The organism is Tundrisphaera macrotermitis, assembly GCF_051175315.1.
Classification (GTDB): domain Bacteria; phylum Planctomycetota; class Planctomycetia; order Isosphaerales; family Isosphaeraceae; genus Tundrisphaera.
The window spans coordinates 6,552,807-6,567,736 of record NZ_CP195100.1 but is presented as its reverse complement, the minus strand read 5'-3'; the positions used below and the strand labels follow the sequence as shown (position 1 = coordinate 6,567,736).

14 protein-coding genes are annotated in these 14,930 nt (G+C 69.8%); 7 read left to right on the top strand and 7 right to left on the bottom strand.

Features of this window, described 5'->3' with window-relative positions; translation table 11 throughout:
* Positions 1-6 precede the first annotated feature (6 nt).
* Genes ureE through TA3x_RS26460 form a run of 5 tightly spaced genes read right to left on the bottom strand, consistent with a single transcriptional unit; the run spans position 7 to position 4,160 of the window.
* Positions 7-588, bottom strand: a complete 582-nt coding sequence (gene ureE, locus TA3x_RS26480) for an urease accessory protein UreE (RefSeq protein WP_435017678.1) — start codon at positions 586-588, stop codon at positions 7-9.
* A gap of 23 nt (positions 589-611) precedes the next feature.
* The gene (locus TA3x_RS26475) at positions 612-2,330 is read right to left on the bottom strand and encodes an urease subunit alpha (RefSeq protein ID WP_435017677.1); all 1,719 of its coding nucleotides are present in this window, start codon (positions 2,328-2,330) and stop codon (positions 612-614) included.
* A 3-nt stretch (positions 2,331-2,333) separates the two neighbouring features.
* Complete coding sequence (ureB, locus tag TA3x_RS26470; RefSeq protein ID WP_435017676.1) at positions 2,334-2,864, bottom strand: urease subunit beta; 531 nt, start codon at positions 2,862-2,864, stop codon at positions 2,334-2,336.
* Between the two features lie 42 nt (positions 2,865-2,906).
* A complete protein-coding gene (locus TA3x_RS26465) occupies positions 2,907-3,209 on the bottom strand; it encodes an urease subunit gamma (protein WP_435017675.1) in 303 nt (100 codons plus the stop codon).
* Positions 3,210-3,251: 42 nt separating this feature from the next.
* Positions 3,252-4,160: an urea transporter gene (locus TA3x_RS26460; protein ID WP_435017674.1), complete on the bottom strand. Its 909-nt coding sequence runs from the start codon at positions 4,158-4,160 to the stop codon at positions 3,252-3,254.
* A 382-nt stretch (positions 4,161-4,542) separates the two neighbouring features.
* Here TA3x_RS26460 and TA3x_RS26455 point away from each other — a divergent pair, with 382 nt between their 5' ends.
* The gene (locus TA3x_RS26455) at positions 4,543-6,159 is read left to right on the top strand and encodes a porin (protein ID WP_435017673.1); all 1,617 of its coding nucleotides are present in this window, start codon (positions 4,543-4,545) and stop codon (positions 6,157-6,159) included.
* A gap of 112 nt (positions 6,160-6,271) precedes the next feature.
* On the opposite strand, the gene TA3x_RS26450 is transcribed toward TA3x_RS26455, so the two are convergent.
* The gene (locus TA3x_RS26450) at positions 6,272-7,813 is read right to left on the bottom strand and encodes a sugar ABC transporter ATP-binding protein (protein ID WP_435017672.1); all 1,542 of its coding nucleotides are present in this window, start codon (positions 7,811-7,813) and stop codon (positions 6,272-6,274) included.
* Positions 7,814-8,018: 205 nt separating this feature from the next.
* Here TA3x_RS26450 and TA3x_RS26445 point away from each other — a divergent pair, with 205 nt between their 5' ends.
* From TA3x_RS26445 to TA3x_RS26420, 6 genes are all read left to right on the top strand, one after another.
* Entirely contained in the window at positions 8,019-8,471 is a 453-nt protein-coding gene (locus TA3x_RS26445) for a hypothetical protein (RefSeq protein ID WP_435017671.1), read from the top strand.
* Between the two features lie 16 nt (positions 8,472-8,487).
* The gene (locus tag TA3x_RS26440) at positions 8,488-9,720 is read left to right on the top strand and encodes a 1-acyl-sn-glycerol-3-phosphate acyltransferase (protein WP_435017670.1); all 1,233 of its coding nucleotides are present in this window, start codon (positions 8,488-8,490) and stop codon (positions 9,718-9,720) included.
* 33 nt (positions 9,721-9,753) lie between these two features.
* Entirely contained in the window at positions 9,754-10,077 is a 324-nt protein-coding gene (locus tag TA3x_RS26435) for a TMEM14 family protein (protein WP_435017669.1), read from the top strand.
* A 143-nt stretch (positions 10,078-10,220) separates the two neighbouring features.
* Positions 10,221-11,966, top strand: coding sequence for a DUF1549 domain-containing protein (locus TA3x_RS26430; RefSeq protein ID WP_435017668.1), 1,746 nt, complete (start codon positions 10,221-10,223; stop codon positions 11,964-11,966).
* A gap of 382 nt (positions 11,967-12,348) precedes the next feature.
* On the top strand, positions 12,349-13,644 hold the full coding sequence (locus tag TA3x_RS26425; protein ID WP_435017667.1) for a DUF1501 domain-containing protein: 1,296 nt from the start codon (positions 12,349-12,351) through the stop codon (positions 13,642-13,644).
* A gap of 142 nt (positions 13,645-13,786) precedes the next feature.
* Complete coding sequence (locus TA3x_RS26420) at positions 13,787-14,389, top strand: hypothetical protein (RefSeq protein ID WP_435017666.1); 603 nt, start codon at positions 13,787-13,789, stop codon at positions 14,387-14,389.
* A 4-nt stretch (positions 14,390-14,393) separates the two neighbouring features.
* Here the strand turns inward: TA3x_RS26420 and TA3x_RS26415 are convergent, their stop codons facing one another.
* A complete protein-coding gene (locus tag TA3x_RS26415) occupies positions 14,394-14,870 on the bottom strand; it encodes a nucleoside 2-deoxyribosyltransferase (RefSeq protein WP_435017665.1) in 477 nt (158 codons plus the stop codon).
* Positions 14,871-14,930 lie beyond the last annotated feature (60 nt).

The window sequence follows — 14,930 nt, the reverse complement described above, 5'->3', positions numbered from 1 at the left end:
GTCGCCTCAGGGTTGGCCGAGCGCCCGCTCGTAGGTGGAGGTGTGCGAGTGCGGGGTCGAGTCCGCCCCGCCGAACAGGCGGCGGGCCTCGTGGGGGGCGAGGTAGGGGATGACCTCGGTGCCCGGCCGGAACTCGTAGGTGATCCCGGCGAAGCCGTGGGTCTTCATGACCGAGGCCATCACCTTGCGGTCGACGGTCAGGGGGACGTAGACGGTGGTCCCCTTCACCACGGCGGGCCAGTGCTGGTTGCCCAGCGCGTGGCCCAGCTCGAAGCAGGTGCGGGCCATCGCCTCGGCCGGGTCGCCGAGCAGGGCGTCCAGGCGGATCACCAGCACGTCGCTGAGGTTCAGCCGGACGGCGATGGCGGTGCGGGCGGGCTCGTCCCAGGCCAGGATGTCGCCATCCCGGAGGTGCGAGTTCCGCCCCAGGGCCACGGCCACCTCGGCCCCCCCGCCGGTCCTGAGCCGGAACCGATTCTTCTGGGCCTGCCACTGGTCGAGCGCCAGGACATCGATCGTGGCGCCTTCCAGCTTCGCGGACCAGGCCGGGTCGGCGAGGTTCCCGACCACGGTTTCGACGAGGATCATGGGCGGACTCCGGGGTTTCGGGCTCAGCCGAAGAAGTGGAGCTGATTCAGGGCGATCGTCCGCGGCGGCTTGACCGTCGCGTGGACGCCGTCGACGGTCACGGCGAAGGTCTGCGGATTGACCTCGATGTTGGGCAGGGTGTCGTTGCGGATCATGTGCCGCTTGGTCAGCGACCGGGTGCCGTAGACCGGCCGGACGACCCGCTGGAGGTCGAACTTCTGGGCGATCCCCAGGTCGTAGGACGCCTTGGAGACGAAGGTCACGCAGGTCTTGGACAGGGCCGAGCCGAACGCCCCGAACATCGGCCGGTAGAGCATCGGCTGGCAGGTCGGCAGCGACGCGTTGGGGTCGCCCATCGTGGACCAGATGATCATCCCGCCCTTGAGGACCAGCTTCGGCTTGGCCCCGAAGAAGGCGGGCTCCCACAGGACCAGGTCGGCCATCTTGCCCGGCTCGATCGACCCCAGGACGTCGCCGATGCCGACGGTCAGGGCCGGGTTGATGGTGACCTTGGCGACGTACCGGAGGACGCGATGGTTGTCGTTGCCGGAGTTGTCCTCGGGCAGGGGCCCGCGGGCCTTCTTCATGATGTCGGCGGTCTGGATGGCGCGGAGCCAGTTCTCGCCGACCCGGCCCATCGCCTGCGAGTCGCTGCTGATGATCGAGATCGCCCCGAGGTCGTGCAGCACGCTCTCCGCGGCGATCGTCTCGGCGCGGACGCGGCTCTCGGCGAAGGCGACGTCCGAGGGGATCTTGGGGCTCAGGTTGTGGCACACCATGATCATGTCGAACAGCTCGGACACCGAGTTGGTGCCGACCGGCAGCGTCGGGTTGGTCGAGCTGGGCAGCACGTTGGGCTGGCCGACCACCCGGAGCAGGTCGGGGGCGTGGCCGCCGCCGGCCCCCTCGCTGTGGTAGGTGTGGATGGTCCGGCCGTCGAACGCGGCGATCGTGTCCTCGACGAAGCCGGCCTCGTTGAGCGTGTCGGTGTGGATGGACACCGACACGTCGTATTCGTCGGCCACGCGGAGGCAGGCGCGGATGTTCGACGGGGTCGTCCCGTAGTCCTCGTGGATCTTGAAGCTGGCCGCCCCGCCCAAAAGCTGCTCGACCAGCGGGCCCCGGCCGGCGGAGTTCCCCTTGCCGTGGAAGCCGACGTTGATCGGCAGGCCCTCGGCGGCCCGGAGCATCATCTCCAGGTTCCAGGGGCCGTTGGTGCTGGTCACGCCGTTGGTGCCGTCGGTCGGCCCGACCCCGCCGCCCCAGAACGTGGTGACCCCGTTGCTGAGGGCCGCCTCGACCTGCTGCGGGCAGATGTAGTGGATGTGCGCGTCGATGCCGGCCGCCGTCAGGATCAGGTGCTCGCCGGCGATGGCGTCGGTGGAGGTCCCGGTGGTCAGGCCGGGGGTCACCCCGTCCATCGTGCTGGGGTTGCCGGCCTTGCCGATGCCCACGATCTTGCCGTTGCGGACGCCGACGTCGGCCTTGACCACGCCGAGGATCGGGTCGAGCACCGTGACGTTGGTGATCACCAGGTCGAGGCAGCCGGCCGCCTGGGTGATCTGGTTGTCCGAGCCCATGCCGTCGCGGAGCGTCTTGCCGCCGCCGTACTGCAACTCGTCGCCGTAGACCCGCAGGTCCTTCTCGATCTCGATGAAGAGATCGGTGTCGCCCAGGCGGATCTTGTCGCCGACGGTCGCCCCGTAGAGGTCGGCGTACTGCTTGCGGGAGATCTTCGACATGCGTCAGTGCCCCGTCTTGGGAGGATCGGTCGGGGTCGGCCCTTCGGGCGTCTCGCCGGACGACTTGAAGCCCAGGGCCGCGGCCTTCTGCACGGCCAGGGTGAAGTTGGGCCGATAGCCCGGGGGCGGGCTCCCGCCGACCCAGCCATTGACCAGGTCGTTGAATCCGAAGCAGTGCTGCTTGCCCCCCATCGGGATGAGGGTGACCTCCTTGAGGTCGCCGGGCTCGAACCGGATGGCGGTCCCGGAGGGGATGTTCAGCCGCATCCCGAAGGTGGCGGGCCGGTCGAAATCCAGCGCCCGATTGGTCTCGAAGAAGTGGAAGTGCGAGCCGACCTGGATCGGGCGATCCCCGGTGTTCTTCACGGACACCGCCACCGTGGGGCGGCCGGCGTTCAGCTCGATGTCCCCCGAGGCCAGGATCAGGCCGCCGACCGGCGCCGTCTCCGGGCTGGTCGCGTGGGGCGAGGCGTCGGGGTGGCGGAGCCAATTGCCCACGCCGGGCTCATCCTGGGGTCGTTCCGGTTCCGCCATCGTGATCGCTCCGGTGGATGGGTCGTCTCGGGGATCGGACCGTTACTTGATCGGGTCGTGGATGGTGACCAGGCGGCTGCCGTCGGTGAAGATGGCCTCGACCTGGACGTAGGCGATCATGTCGGCCACGCCCTCCATGACGTCGCCGCGCGTCAGGACCTGGGCCGCCTCGTGCATGACCTCCTCGACGAGCTTCCCTTCCCGGGCCCCTTCCATGGCCGCCGCGGAGATCACGGCCACCGACTCGGGGTGGTTCAGCTTCAGGCCCTTGGCCTTGCGCCTCAGGGCGATGTCGGCCAGCTGATAGACCATCAGCTTCTCGGTTTCGCGGGGTGTCAGGTGCATGGCGATCTCGACCTCATCGGGCCTGCGGGGGAGGGACTCGGGTCATGCCTTCGCGACGAAGCGGTCTTCCAGGGCCCCGACGCAGAGGACGGCCCAGGTCACCACGATGAAGGGGGCGGTCAGCGCCGGGATCCCCCACACTTTCGGGAAGAACTCGGCCAGGGGGACCGAGACGATCGCCGCCAGGATCGGGCCCAGCAGCGACGGCCTCCAGAGATACACGGCCATCGCCGCCAGGGCCGCGTTGAACCCGACGAGCCCGGCCGAGATGCTGGGGTCGTGGTGGTAGATCCCCACCATCGTGCCGACCAGCGATCCGAGCAGCGCGATCGCCGCGTGCCGCCAGTTGCTCAGGGCGATCCCGGCCAGGAAAAGCGATCCGGTCACAGGGTTGGCCCCGAGCATCACCTCGGCCAGCCCGTCCAGCGCGGAGCCGAGCAGGCCGCGATCCGCGACCTTCGGGGACGCCGTCGCCATCAGGTCCGTCCAGCCGACCGCGTGGGCCAGGGCCAGCACGGCCCAGGTCGCCAGGACGAACGGGGCCGTGTAGGTCGGGAAGGGCACCCATCCCCGGGCCAGCCGGGTCAGGGCCGTGGCCAGCACGGTCCCCGCCAGGGCCAGCACCCAGATCCGGGCGTCCGGCCGGCAGAGCGCGGGCAGGGCGATGCCGACCAGCGCGGCGTTGAACCCGTAGATCCCGTCGGCGATCTCGCCGCGATCGCCGCCCATCAGCCGCCCGCCCGCCATCCCGATCGCGGAGCCGAGCACGGCCCCCAGCGCCATCCAGGGCGAGCTGAAGGCGATCCCGGCCAGGAACAGGAGCCCGGTCCCGGCATGCCCCTGGAACATGATCTGGCCGAGGCCGCGGAGGCAGGCCTTCGCCGCATCGAGCGGGTCGGTCGCGCCACCGGCTGGCGTGGCGCCACCGACTGCCCCATCGGGTTCATCCATAGGACCGCCATGCTTCCGGTGCCGGAGAAACGAAGACGGGTGCGAGAGCGATGATCATGAAGGATTCATCGTCGCCCGGATGATACAACGCCGGATTAGGCGGACGCAAGCCGCCGAAAATAAAACATCCGCAAGTGGGTTTATCCCTTCGATGGGTGGACGCCCGGGTTCCGCCGCCCATGCCGGGGGGATCGGAGCCCGGAAAAGCCTGATGAAGTGTTGGGGTTGAGCCGATTATCAGAACGGCGAGGGGCTAAAATTCGTCCTTCTTGATGGGTCTTCGATCAAACGGCGGGAAGCGGGGTGTCCTCCGATGACTGCAAGGGATGGCTTTCTGGACCGGCTCCGATCGGCGAAATCGCATCGCTCGATCGCCCTGGGTATGCTTTGCCTCGCGGCGATGGGCCGGGATTCCAGCGGCCAGGAGCCCCCCGCCGTCGCCCCGCTCGATCCGCCCGCGTCCGCGACGAACGCCGAACTGATGGAGGAGTTCCGCAAACTCCGGGCGGAGGTCGACGAGACGCGAAAGCTCCAGCAGGAGGTCCTCCGGCTCCGCGACGAGGTCGCCGGCCTCCGCGCCGGAGGGGGGGGGCCGCCCGCCCGCCATGAGGCGGCCCCGACCGGGCCGGGGACCGGGGTCGGCCCGGGCTATGCCGACGGCGTGCCCGAACGCTACCACTCCGGGGCCTTCGCGTCCGACCAGCCCGAGAAGGCGGACGCCGACGACTATCCGCTGTCGCGGGCCCGCTATCGCTACCACCACGACGCGACCGGCCCGAACGGCGGCGGCGGCTACTTCGGCATCACCTCGTTCAACGACGAGTTCACGCTCAACCTGTCCAACCAGATCACCGTCGACGGCACCTTCTTCGACCGGGCGAACCTGCCCACGATCGAGCAGGGCTTCAACATCCCGTTCGCTCGTACCTACCTCTACGGCAATATCACCAAGGATTTCAGCTATCAGGTCGGCGTCCAGGGGTCGCTGGGCACGTTCAACCTGCTCGACCTGTTCATGGCCTGGCACCTCACCGAGAACATCACGCTCCGGGCCGGCAAGGGGCTGGCGCCCCCCCTGTACGAGTACTATGCCTTCTCCCCGGCCCTGGAGCCGGTGATCACGAACTCGCCGCTGTATCAGCTCGCCGCGAAGCGTCCGATCGGCCTGATGCTGACCGGGACGAACTTCGGCGATCGCGTCCAGTGGTGGTCCGGCATGAGCAACGAGGGGACCAGCGCCTTCGGCAACCTCAACCGGAACATCGAATACAACGGGGCGATCGACGTCACCCCGTTCCGGGGCGACGACTGGGCGGGCACGATCTGGGAGGGCCTGGGCGCCGGCGTCGGCGTGTCCGTGGGCAACAATCGCTACAAGCTCGATCAGTCAGGGATCGCTTACACCAACAACGGCGAGGCCACCACCAACCCGAGCTTCACGACCGTCGTCGGGCTCCCGTTCTTCGTCTACAAGGACGGCGTCGCGGCCGACGGGATCCGCACCCGGGTCGCCCCCCACATCTACTGGTTCGGCCGGTTCAGCGTCCTGGCCGAATACATGGACTTCTCCCGCGAGCTGACCGACGGGACCAACCGCGCCAACTCGACGCAACGCGGCTATTACGTCAACGCCTCATACTGGCTGACCGGCGAGCGCGACTTCAAGGGCAGCGGGTTCCAGGGCTATTCGACGATCGAACCGCTCCTCCCGTTCATCCCGTCGCGTGGCCAGTATGGCCCCGGTGCCTGGCAGATCGCCGCCCAGTGGTCCGAGTTCAACGCCGGCACCTCCGACATCGCCAACGGGTTCGCCGACTCCGCCCGCTCGACCAACCGCATGGGCAACCTGATGGTCGGCCTCAACTGGTGGCCGAACAAGTACACCCGCCTCAGCGCCGACTACGTCTCGACCGGCTTCAACCGGGCGATCCCGCTGGTCGGGCCCGGGTCGATCCAGGAGTACCAGACCTTCTGGATGCGGTTCGCGATGTTCTTCTGATCTGATCCCGGGACGAGGCGCGGGATGTGGCCCCGAGGCCACGCGGCCCGCGCACCCGAGGGGGAGTCGATCCGGCCGCCGGCGCCGGATCGACTCCCCCTCGTCGCACGCCTCAGCCCGCGACGCGGTCGAGGAACTGGGTCGCGGCGTGCATGATGTTCTCCTCGTCGGCGTCGGCGCGGGGCATGTCGGCGGTGATCCGCCCCTCGCAGAGCACGAGGATGCGGTCGGACACGGCCAGGAGTTCGGGCAGCTCGCTGGAGGTCATCAGCACGGCCATGCCCTGGGTGGCCAGGCGGCGGATCAGGGTGTAGATCTCGGCCTTGGCGCCGACGTCGATGCCGCGGGTCGGCTCGTCCAGGAGCAGGAGCTTCGGGCCGATCAGCAGCCAGCGGGCGATGATGCACTTCTGCTGATTGCCGCCGGAGAGGCTGGTGATCATGGCGCCCCCGCCGTCGGTCTTGATCGCCAGCTTCTGGATCGACTCGGCCACCGCCGCCCGTTCCGCGCGGGAGCTGACCAGCCCGGCATGGGTGAGGGCGTCGAGCCGGCGGATCGTGATGTTCTGGCCGACCACCATCTCGGGGAACAGGCCCAGGGACTTGCGATCCTCCGTGACCAGGGCCACCCCGGCGGCGATCGCCTCGGCGGGCTCGCGGAACCGGACGGGCTTGCCATCCAGGCGGATCGTCCCGGACGGCGGGGTCGCCGTGGCGCCGAACAGGGATTCGAGCAACTCGGTCCGACCGGCCCCCAGCAGGCCGGCGACGCCGACGACCTCGCCGGCCTCCACGCTGAAATTCAGGTTCGCCAGGGCCGGCCGGCCGCTGCCGGGCGGGCTGGGCAGGTGGAGGTTGGCCACGTCCAGCATGACCCGGCCGGTGGACGGGCGATGCTCCAGGGTCATCTCGGCGATCTCGCGCCCGACCATCCAGCGCACCACCTGGGCCGGCGAGGTCTCGGAACTGGGGGCCGTGGCGACGAACTTGCCGTCGCGGAGCACGGTCACGCGGTCGGACAGGGTGAACACCTCGTTCATCTTGTGCGAGATGTAGAGGATCGTCGTGCCGGCCGCCTTCAGGTCGCGGATCACCCGGAACAGGCGGGCGACCTCGGCATCCGACAGCGCCGAGGTCGGCTCGTCCATGATCAAGATCGACGCCTGGAAGGCCAGCGCCTTGGCGATCTCCACCACCTGCTGGTCGCCGATCCGGAGGTCGCCGACCCGGGCCCGGGGGGAGATCGGCGTGCCCAGCCGGGCGAACAGCTCCTCGACGTGCCGTTCCATCGCCCGGTCGTCGAGGAAGCCGAGGGCTTTGGTCTTCTCCCGGCCCAGGTAGATGTTGGCGGTCACGAACAGGTCGGGCACCAGGTTCAATTCCTGGTGGATGATCCGGATCCCGGCGTCCTCGGCGTCGCGCGGGCCCGAGAATCTGGCGGGCTGGCCGTCCAGGAGGATCTGCCCCTCGTAATCCGTGATCGCCCCGCAGAGGATCTTCATGAGCGTGCTCTTGCCCGCCCCGTTCTCCCCGCACAGCGAATGGACTTCCCCCGCATAGGCCGCGAGGTTGACCCCCCCCAGCGCGCGGACCCCGCCGAAGTGCTTGGCGATGTCGACCATCTGGAGGCGGGGGACCGCGTTCGGGACGCTCATGGCGGCGGACTTCCTGGCGACGAGGGAGGGGTGATCGCGGGGCGGAGGGGTGCCCCCGGTTCATGGTAAAGGCCCGGGGGCGGCGGGGGAAGGCATCACGGCCGCCGGGGGAGGCGATCGGGGCCGGTTTTCCCGTGCGGGGCGGCCCCGCTTCGATTACGATCGCCCCGGGCGCCCCCACTCCCTTCAGCGCGAGGCCAGGCCGTTGGATCAGGACTTCGTGGCCACCGTCGTCTATCCGTGCCCGCGCTGCGGGGTCGGCCTGGAGGCCCCGTCGGTCGCCTCGCCCGAATGGCTCCGCTGCCCGCGCTGCGGGACGGGCGGCCTGCCGCCGTTCCCGTCGTCGCGGCCGAAGGGAAACGCCCGGCCCCCGAAGCTCGGCCTCGACCCCGACGTCCTCTACATCGGCGACGACGACGAGGGCGAGCCCGAGGGCCGCTGGGGCGTGAGGATGCGGCCCGATCCGACCGGCCTCGCCTCGCGACGGCCCTGGTCCAACGCGATCCGCACCGGCCTGACGGTCGTCTTCTCGCTCTGCATCAGCCTGTTCGCCGTGATGTTGTTCCTCGGCGAGAACTTCAAGGCCGGGCTGTTCGGCGTCGGCGCGGGCCTCCTGCTGCTGATGCTGGTGCGGCCGGCGCCCCGATCGCGATCCTGACCCGAGGTCGTCACCCATGCGTCGCCTGCCGCCCGACGACCCGGCCGCCGGAGAGATCGCCCCGCCGAGCTTCGGCCGGGCGGCGGGATGGCTCGCCCGGGCCTACAACCGCCGCATCCTCCGCCGGGAGCAGGGGATCGCCGCCGTCGAGCTGTCGGGGGCCGAGCACCTCGCGGCGATCCGCGCCCGGGGCGACGGCGTGCTGATCGCCCCCAACCACCCCGACCAGGCCGACCCCTACGTCGCCTTCGAGGTCGCCGCCCGGTGCGGGGGCGGGTTCGCCTACATGGCGGCCGTCCAGCTTTTCCAGGGCAACGCCCGGTCGGTCCTGCCCCGGATCGGCGGCTTCCCGATCGACCGCGACGGCACCGACCTCAAGGCGTTCAAGACCGCCGTCGACCTCCTGGCCCGGGGTCGCCCCGTGGTCGTCTTCCCGGAAGGGGAGGTCTACCACCTGTCGGATCGGATCACGCCGATCCGCGAAGGGGCCGCCGCGATGGCGGTGACGGCCGCCAAACGCCTGTCCGCGGCCGGCAAATCCACCTACGTCCTGCCGGTCGCGACCAAGTACCGCTTCTGCGACGAGGACGCCCAGGTCGGGAGCCTTTACGCCCGGATCGGGACGTTGGAGGCGTTGGCCAGGGCGGATCGCGTCGCCGGTCATGGCCTCGTGGATCGGATCTACGACCTGGCCGAGACGCAGGTGGCCCTCAAGGAAGCCGAACACCTCGGCTCGCCCGGCTCGGGGCCGATCCCGGCGCGGATCGCGGCGGTCCGCGAGGCGATCCTGGGCCGGATCGAGGACCGGAGGGCCGGCCGCCGCCGCGCCGACCCGGCCCCGATCCGCGTCAAGGAGCTGCGACGGTGCTGCCTGGACGACCTGGCCCGCCCCGACCTCGCCCCGGAGGCGGAGCAACAGGCCCGCCGCGACCTCGACGACCTCCACGTGGCCTTGCAACTGTTCAGCTATCCCGGCGACTATGTCCGCACGCTCCCCTCGATCGACCGGATCGCCGAGACGATCCGCAAGTTCGAGGAAGACCTGATGGGGGACGACGCCCCGCCCCCCAGCGGCCCCCGCCGGGCGATCGTGCACATCGGCGATCCGATCGACGTGACTCGACTGATCGCCGAGGCGGGCAAGCCCCGCGACGCGATCGGCCCGATCACCGCCGAGCTGGAATCGCGAATCCAGGGCCTGCTGGATGCGATCGGCCCCGGCACCCCGTTCCGCGACCCGCACCCCTGACGTCCCGACCGTCCCACCGGAGTCCGACCGCCCATGCTCAGCCCGTTCGTGGGGCAGATCGCCCTGGGAATCTACGCCGCCCTGCTCGCCGCCGGCGGCCTGATCGGCTTCCGCAAGGCCGGCAGCAGCGCCTCCCTGATCGCCGGGGTCGCCAGCGGCGTGACGGCCCTGGGCGCCGCCTGGCTTTCCAACCAGACCAGGGGCGGCTTCGCCCTCGGCGCCGTGCTGTCCGCGGTCATGCTCGCCTTCTTCGCCCCCCGGTTCCTCGCCAGCCGCAAGTTCATGCCCGGCGGCCTGCTGACGGTCGTCAGCGTCGTCGTCCTGGTCGTGATGATCCTGGAACTCATCCCGCGTTGATCGTCCCGAACGATCGGGCGCCGGCGTATGATGAGTGGGGCGACACCACCCGCCCGGGCCGGGGTTCTATCGGGTGGTCGGCGGGCGGTTCTCTCGGCGGCGTGGCGTGCGGGGTCGATGGGTCTATCAGGATGGCCGGCACCATGACGAACGCGAGCAGGGGACGGGCGGCGGTCGGGATGGCCACGCTCGCGGTGATCTGGGGCTCGTTCGGCGCGGCGGGTTCGGCCCGGGGGGCCGACGGGGCCGGGAAGGACGCGAAGCCGGCCGAGGCGGCCAAGGCCCCGGTGGCGCGGGCCGTCCCGGCGCCGGAGTCTGCGGCCCTCGACGCCCTGATCGAGAAGGGGCTGGCCGCGAACAAGACCCCGCTCGCCTCGCAGGCCACGGATGAGGAATACATCCGCCGGCTCTACCTGGATGTCCTCGGCAGCCTGCCCACCCCGGGCTCGATCCGCCAGTTCGTCACGTCGCGGGACCGCAACAAGAGGGCGGCCCTGATCGAGGCGCTGCTGGACCACCCCGACTACAGCCGGAACTGGGCCCGGTACTGGCGCGACGTGATCGCGTTCCGGTCGCCCAACGAGAACCCCCGGCAACTCAACTGGGCGCTCCTGGTCGACTGGCTCGCCGAGCAGCTCGACGACGACCGGCCGTGGGACGAGATCGCCCGATCGATCATCACCGCGACCGGCCGCGACGACGAGAACGGCGCGGTGGTGTTCGCGCTGTCCGAGGAGGCCAAGGCCCCGGAGATGGCCGGCGAGGTGTCGCGCGTCTTCCTGGGCATCCAGATCCAGTGCGCCGAGTGCCACGACCACCCGAGCGACCCCTGGAAACGGCAGCAGTTCCACGAGTTCGCCGCCTTCTTCGCGGGGGTCAAGTCCCGCCGGGTCGAGAAGCCCGAGCCGGGCAAGCGGCAGGTCTTCGAGGTCGCCGCCAAGGGGGCCCCGAAATACACGATGGTCGACCTCAAGGACCCCAAGAAGCAGATCCCGGTCGTCCCCAAGTTCTTCCTCGGCGACGAGCCCGCCCTCTCCCACGCCGTGAAGGCCGACCGCCGGCTGGAACTGGCGGCCGACTACGTCGCGTCGCCCAAGAACCCGTGGTTCGCCAGGGCGTTCGTCAACCGGGTCTGGTTCTGCCTGATGGGCGAAGGGTTCTACAACCCGGTCGACGACATGGGGCCGACCCGCGAGGCCGCGTCGCCCGAGGTCCTGGACCTGCTGGCGAAGAAGTGGGAGGCCACCGGCTACGACATCCGCTGGCTGTTCCGCACGATCCTCAACACCAAGGCGTACCAGAGGGCGGCGCGGTCGTCGAACACGGCGGCCGGCCGGACCGCGTTCGCGTCGATCTGCCCCAGCCGGCTCCGGGCCGACCAGATCTATGACGCCCTGGCCCACGCGCTCGACCTCGGCTACGCCGGCCCGGCCCAGAGGCCGAGGGCGATGGCCAAGGCCGCGAAGGCCGCCCGCGCCGCGCTGCCCGACCAGCCCAAGGAGGTGCAGGATGCCGCCGCCGCCAAGCTCCTCGCCGACCGCAACAACCAGCGCCGGCTGGTGGATGACGTGTTCGGCGTCGATCCCTCGGTGCCCCCGGACACGGTGATGGGCACGATCCCCCAGGCCCTGTTCATGATGAACGGGCCGATGGTGACGCGCGGGGTCAAGGCCCGGCCCGACTCGATGCTCGGCAAGCTCCTGAGCAGCACCCCGGACAACCGCGCCGTGCTGGATGCCCTCTATCTCCGGGTCCTGGCCCGCCGGCCCAACCCCAAGGAGGTGGCCGCCTGCGGGCGCTACTTCCAGGCCTGCCCCAACCGCATCGAGGCGTTCGAGGACATCCTCTGGGCCCTCGTCAACTCCACCGAATTCATCAGCCGGCGCTAAATTAGGAAGCGGGCAAGTATAGCCTGGTGAATCCTGAGCATGCGATAAGCTGAAGTAAGGGCGTTTCGGGGGAGATATTGAATGAGCCCAACTTTCAATGATGAACAATTGAATCGTATAGATAATTTTATCTTACGAGGTTGGACGATCAACGCCGTGAAGGCGATCAGAGAGGCTAGCGGAGTAGGTATTCGTGAGGCGGTGGACCTCGCAGATGAGCGACGTCGTAGGTTACGTGAGAGCAAACCCGGAGAGTTCGTCATCGACGAAATGTTTGATAGATACAAGACATAATATTTTTCCGCGTAGGAACAAATGAGTTTCCATGGTTCTCACTAGGTTATTTTTTGCCCGACTCTAAGCCCATCGGGAGGGCCCGTCCATGTTCACTTCCAGCCTCGTGAAGGTCGCGATGGATGCCCGGGGCGTGGTCGGCCGGCGGGGCTTCCTGCGCGGGATCGGCCTGGGCGCGGCGGGGCTCTCCGGCCTGAGCTTCACCGACCTGATGGCGGTCCGGGCCGAAGAACTGCGCAAGAAGCAGATGGCCTGCATCCTCCTGTGGATGGGGGGCGGGCCCAGCCAGCTCGACACCTGGGACCCCAAACCGGGCACCGAGACCGGCGGGGAGACCCGGGCCATCGAGACGGCCGTGCCGGGCATCCAGATCGCCCACCACTGGCCCAACGTGGCCAAGGTGATGGGCGACATCGCCCTGATCCGCTCGATGAACAACAAGGAAGGCAACCACCAGAGGGCGACGTACCAGCTCCACACCGGCTACGCCCCGTCGGGCACGGTGAAGCACCCGAGCTTCGGTTGCGTGACGGCCGCCGAGCTGGGGGACGCCAAGTTCGACCTGCCGCACATCGTCAGCATCGGCGGCAACGCCGACGGCGTGGGGGCGGGGATGCTGGGGGCCAAGTACGAGCCGTTCCACGTCCCCAATCCGCTCAAGCCGCCGACCAACGTCAACCTCGCGGTCGACGAGAAGCGGTTCGTCCGGCGGATGGGGCTGCTCTACTCGATGGAGGTCGCCGGGTTCGGCAACACCGGCGGGCTGGACCGGGTCCAGGAGCACCACGACACCTACAAGCAGACGCAGAAGATGATCCTCTCCCCCCGAATGAAGGCGTTCGACGTCGACCAGGAAGACGCCAAGGTCCGGGCCCGCTACGGCGCCACCCCGTTCGGCCAGGGCTGCCTGCTGGCCCGGCGGCTGGTCGAGGCCGGCGTCACGTTCGTCGAGGTCCGCCAGGGCGGGTGGGACAACCACAAGGGCGTCAACGAGGCGGTCGCCAGGAATGCCTCGTCGAACGACGTCGGCTATGCCACGCTGATCGCCGACCTCAAGTCGCGGGGCATGCTCGACCGCACCCTGGTCGTCTGGATGGGGGAGTTCGGCCGGACCCCGAAGATCAACCCCGACGCCGGCCGCGACCACTTCCCGCGCGTCTTCAGCATCGCCCTGGCCGGCGGCGGCGTGAAGGGGGGCCAGGTCATCGGCGCGTCCACCCCGGACGGCACCGCCGTGAAGGACACCCCGGTCGGCGTGGTCGACCTGATGGCCAGCTTCTGCCGCTCGCTCAAGATCGACCCGACCAAGGAGAACATGAGCCCCCTGGGCCGGCCGATCAAGATCGTCGACGGCGGCACGCCGATCCCTGGCCTGTTCGCCTGACGCCGAGCACGCCCGGGGCCGTGGGCGGGGGGCCTCGCGTGGGCAGCCCCGCCTCGGGCTGGTAGACTGGCGGGCCGAGGGCCGGGCCCATCGGGCGATGATCGTCCCGCCCGGCCGTCCTCGTCGCGATGGGATGGAACCCTTGGCTTCGAACTTCCGCCCGCTCGTCCCGTTGTTGTTCCTGGCCTCCCTGCCCGGCTGCCATCCGGCGGAGACCCCGATCGCGACGCCGCCCGCATCGGTCGCGGTCCGCCGATCCGGGGCCGAGGTGCAGGCCCGGGTCGAACCGGGGGCCCAAATCGCGCCGATCGGGTTCGTCCTGGACGGGGTCCGGGGGTATATCCGGGCGACGATGGAGATCGAGGGGACGGCGGACAACCCCGAGCCGTTCCTCCACGATGCCCTGTTCCTGGCGAACGGCGAGGGGCGGCTGTCGATCGCGATCCGGGAGCCGTGGCCGGACCACCCCCGGGGCCGGGTCTCGATCCGCTGCGAGGCGGGGGGCGAGGATTCGACCGTCGACTATGAGCCGGAACTCTGGTTCGGCCGCCCCGATGTCGCGATCGCCATCGAGGACCCGATCGGCCCGGCGGGCGTGAAAGTGAGCGAGGGGGACGACGTGGTGCTGGCCCGGATCGTCGCCGAATCGCCCGGGGCCCGGCCGATCCGGGTGACCTTCAAGGCGGCGTTCTCGGACCGGCCGATCAAGCCCCGGGTCAAGGCGGGGGTCCGCCCGCCCCGGTGACGGTTCAGAGTCGCTCGACCCTCGGCCCGGCCGGGGGGAGATCCTTGAGGGCGGCGATCAGGTCGGCGGCCAGGTCCTCGAACCGGGCGCCGGGGTCGGGGCGGGCCACGATGGCGACGGCGGCCTGCGAGAGCATCAGGTTGATGGTGGCCAGCTTCTGGCCGGGCAGGGCATCCCCCCCGGCGCGGAAGTCGGTGCGGAGCAGGACGATCGGCAGCCCCAGGGCGTAGGCCAGGCCGCATTCGAAGCTGGTCCCGCTGTCCGGGTCGGCCCCGTCCATCACGGCGACCACGGCGTCGGCCCCCCGGACGCCGTCCACGTCGACCGCGAAGATGGTGTCGGCGTCGAGCGTGGCGATCGCCTTGACCTCGGTCTGCGGCAGGAAGACGGAGTGCCCCGCCTCGGTCAGCGCGGCGGCCATCCTCGCGTTCCAGTCGCGTTCGGGCTGGGTGAACAGGGGCCCGGCGAAATACAGCTTCATGATCCCGAAACTCCTCGCCCCATCGGGGCCCGGCCTTGGTCGTCGACCCGGCCTAGTCTG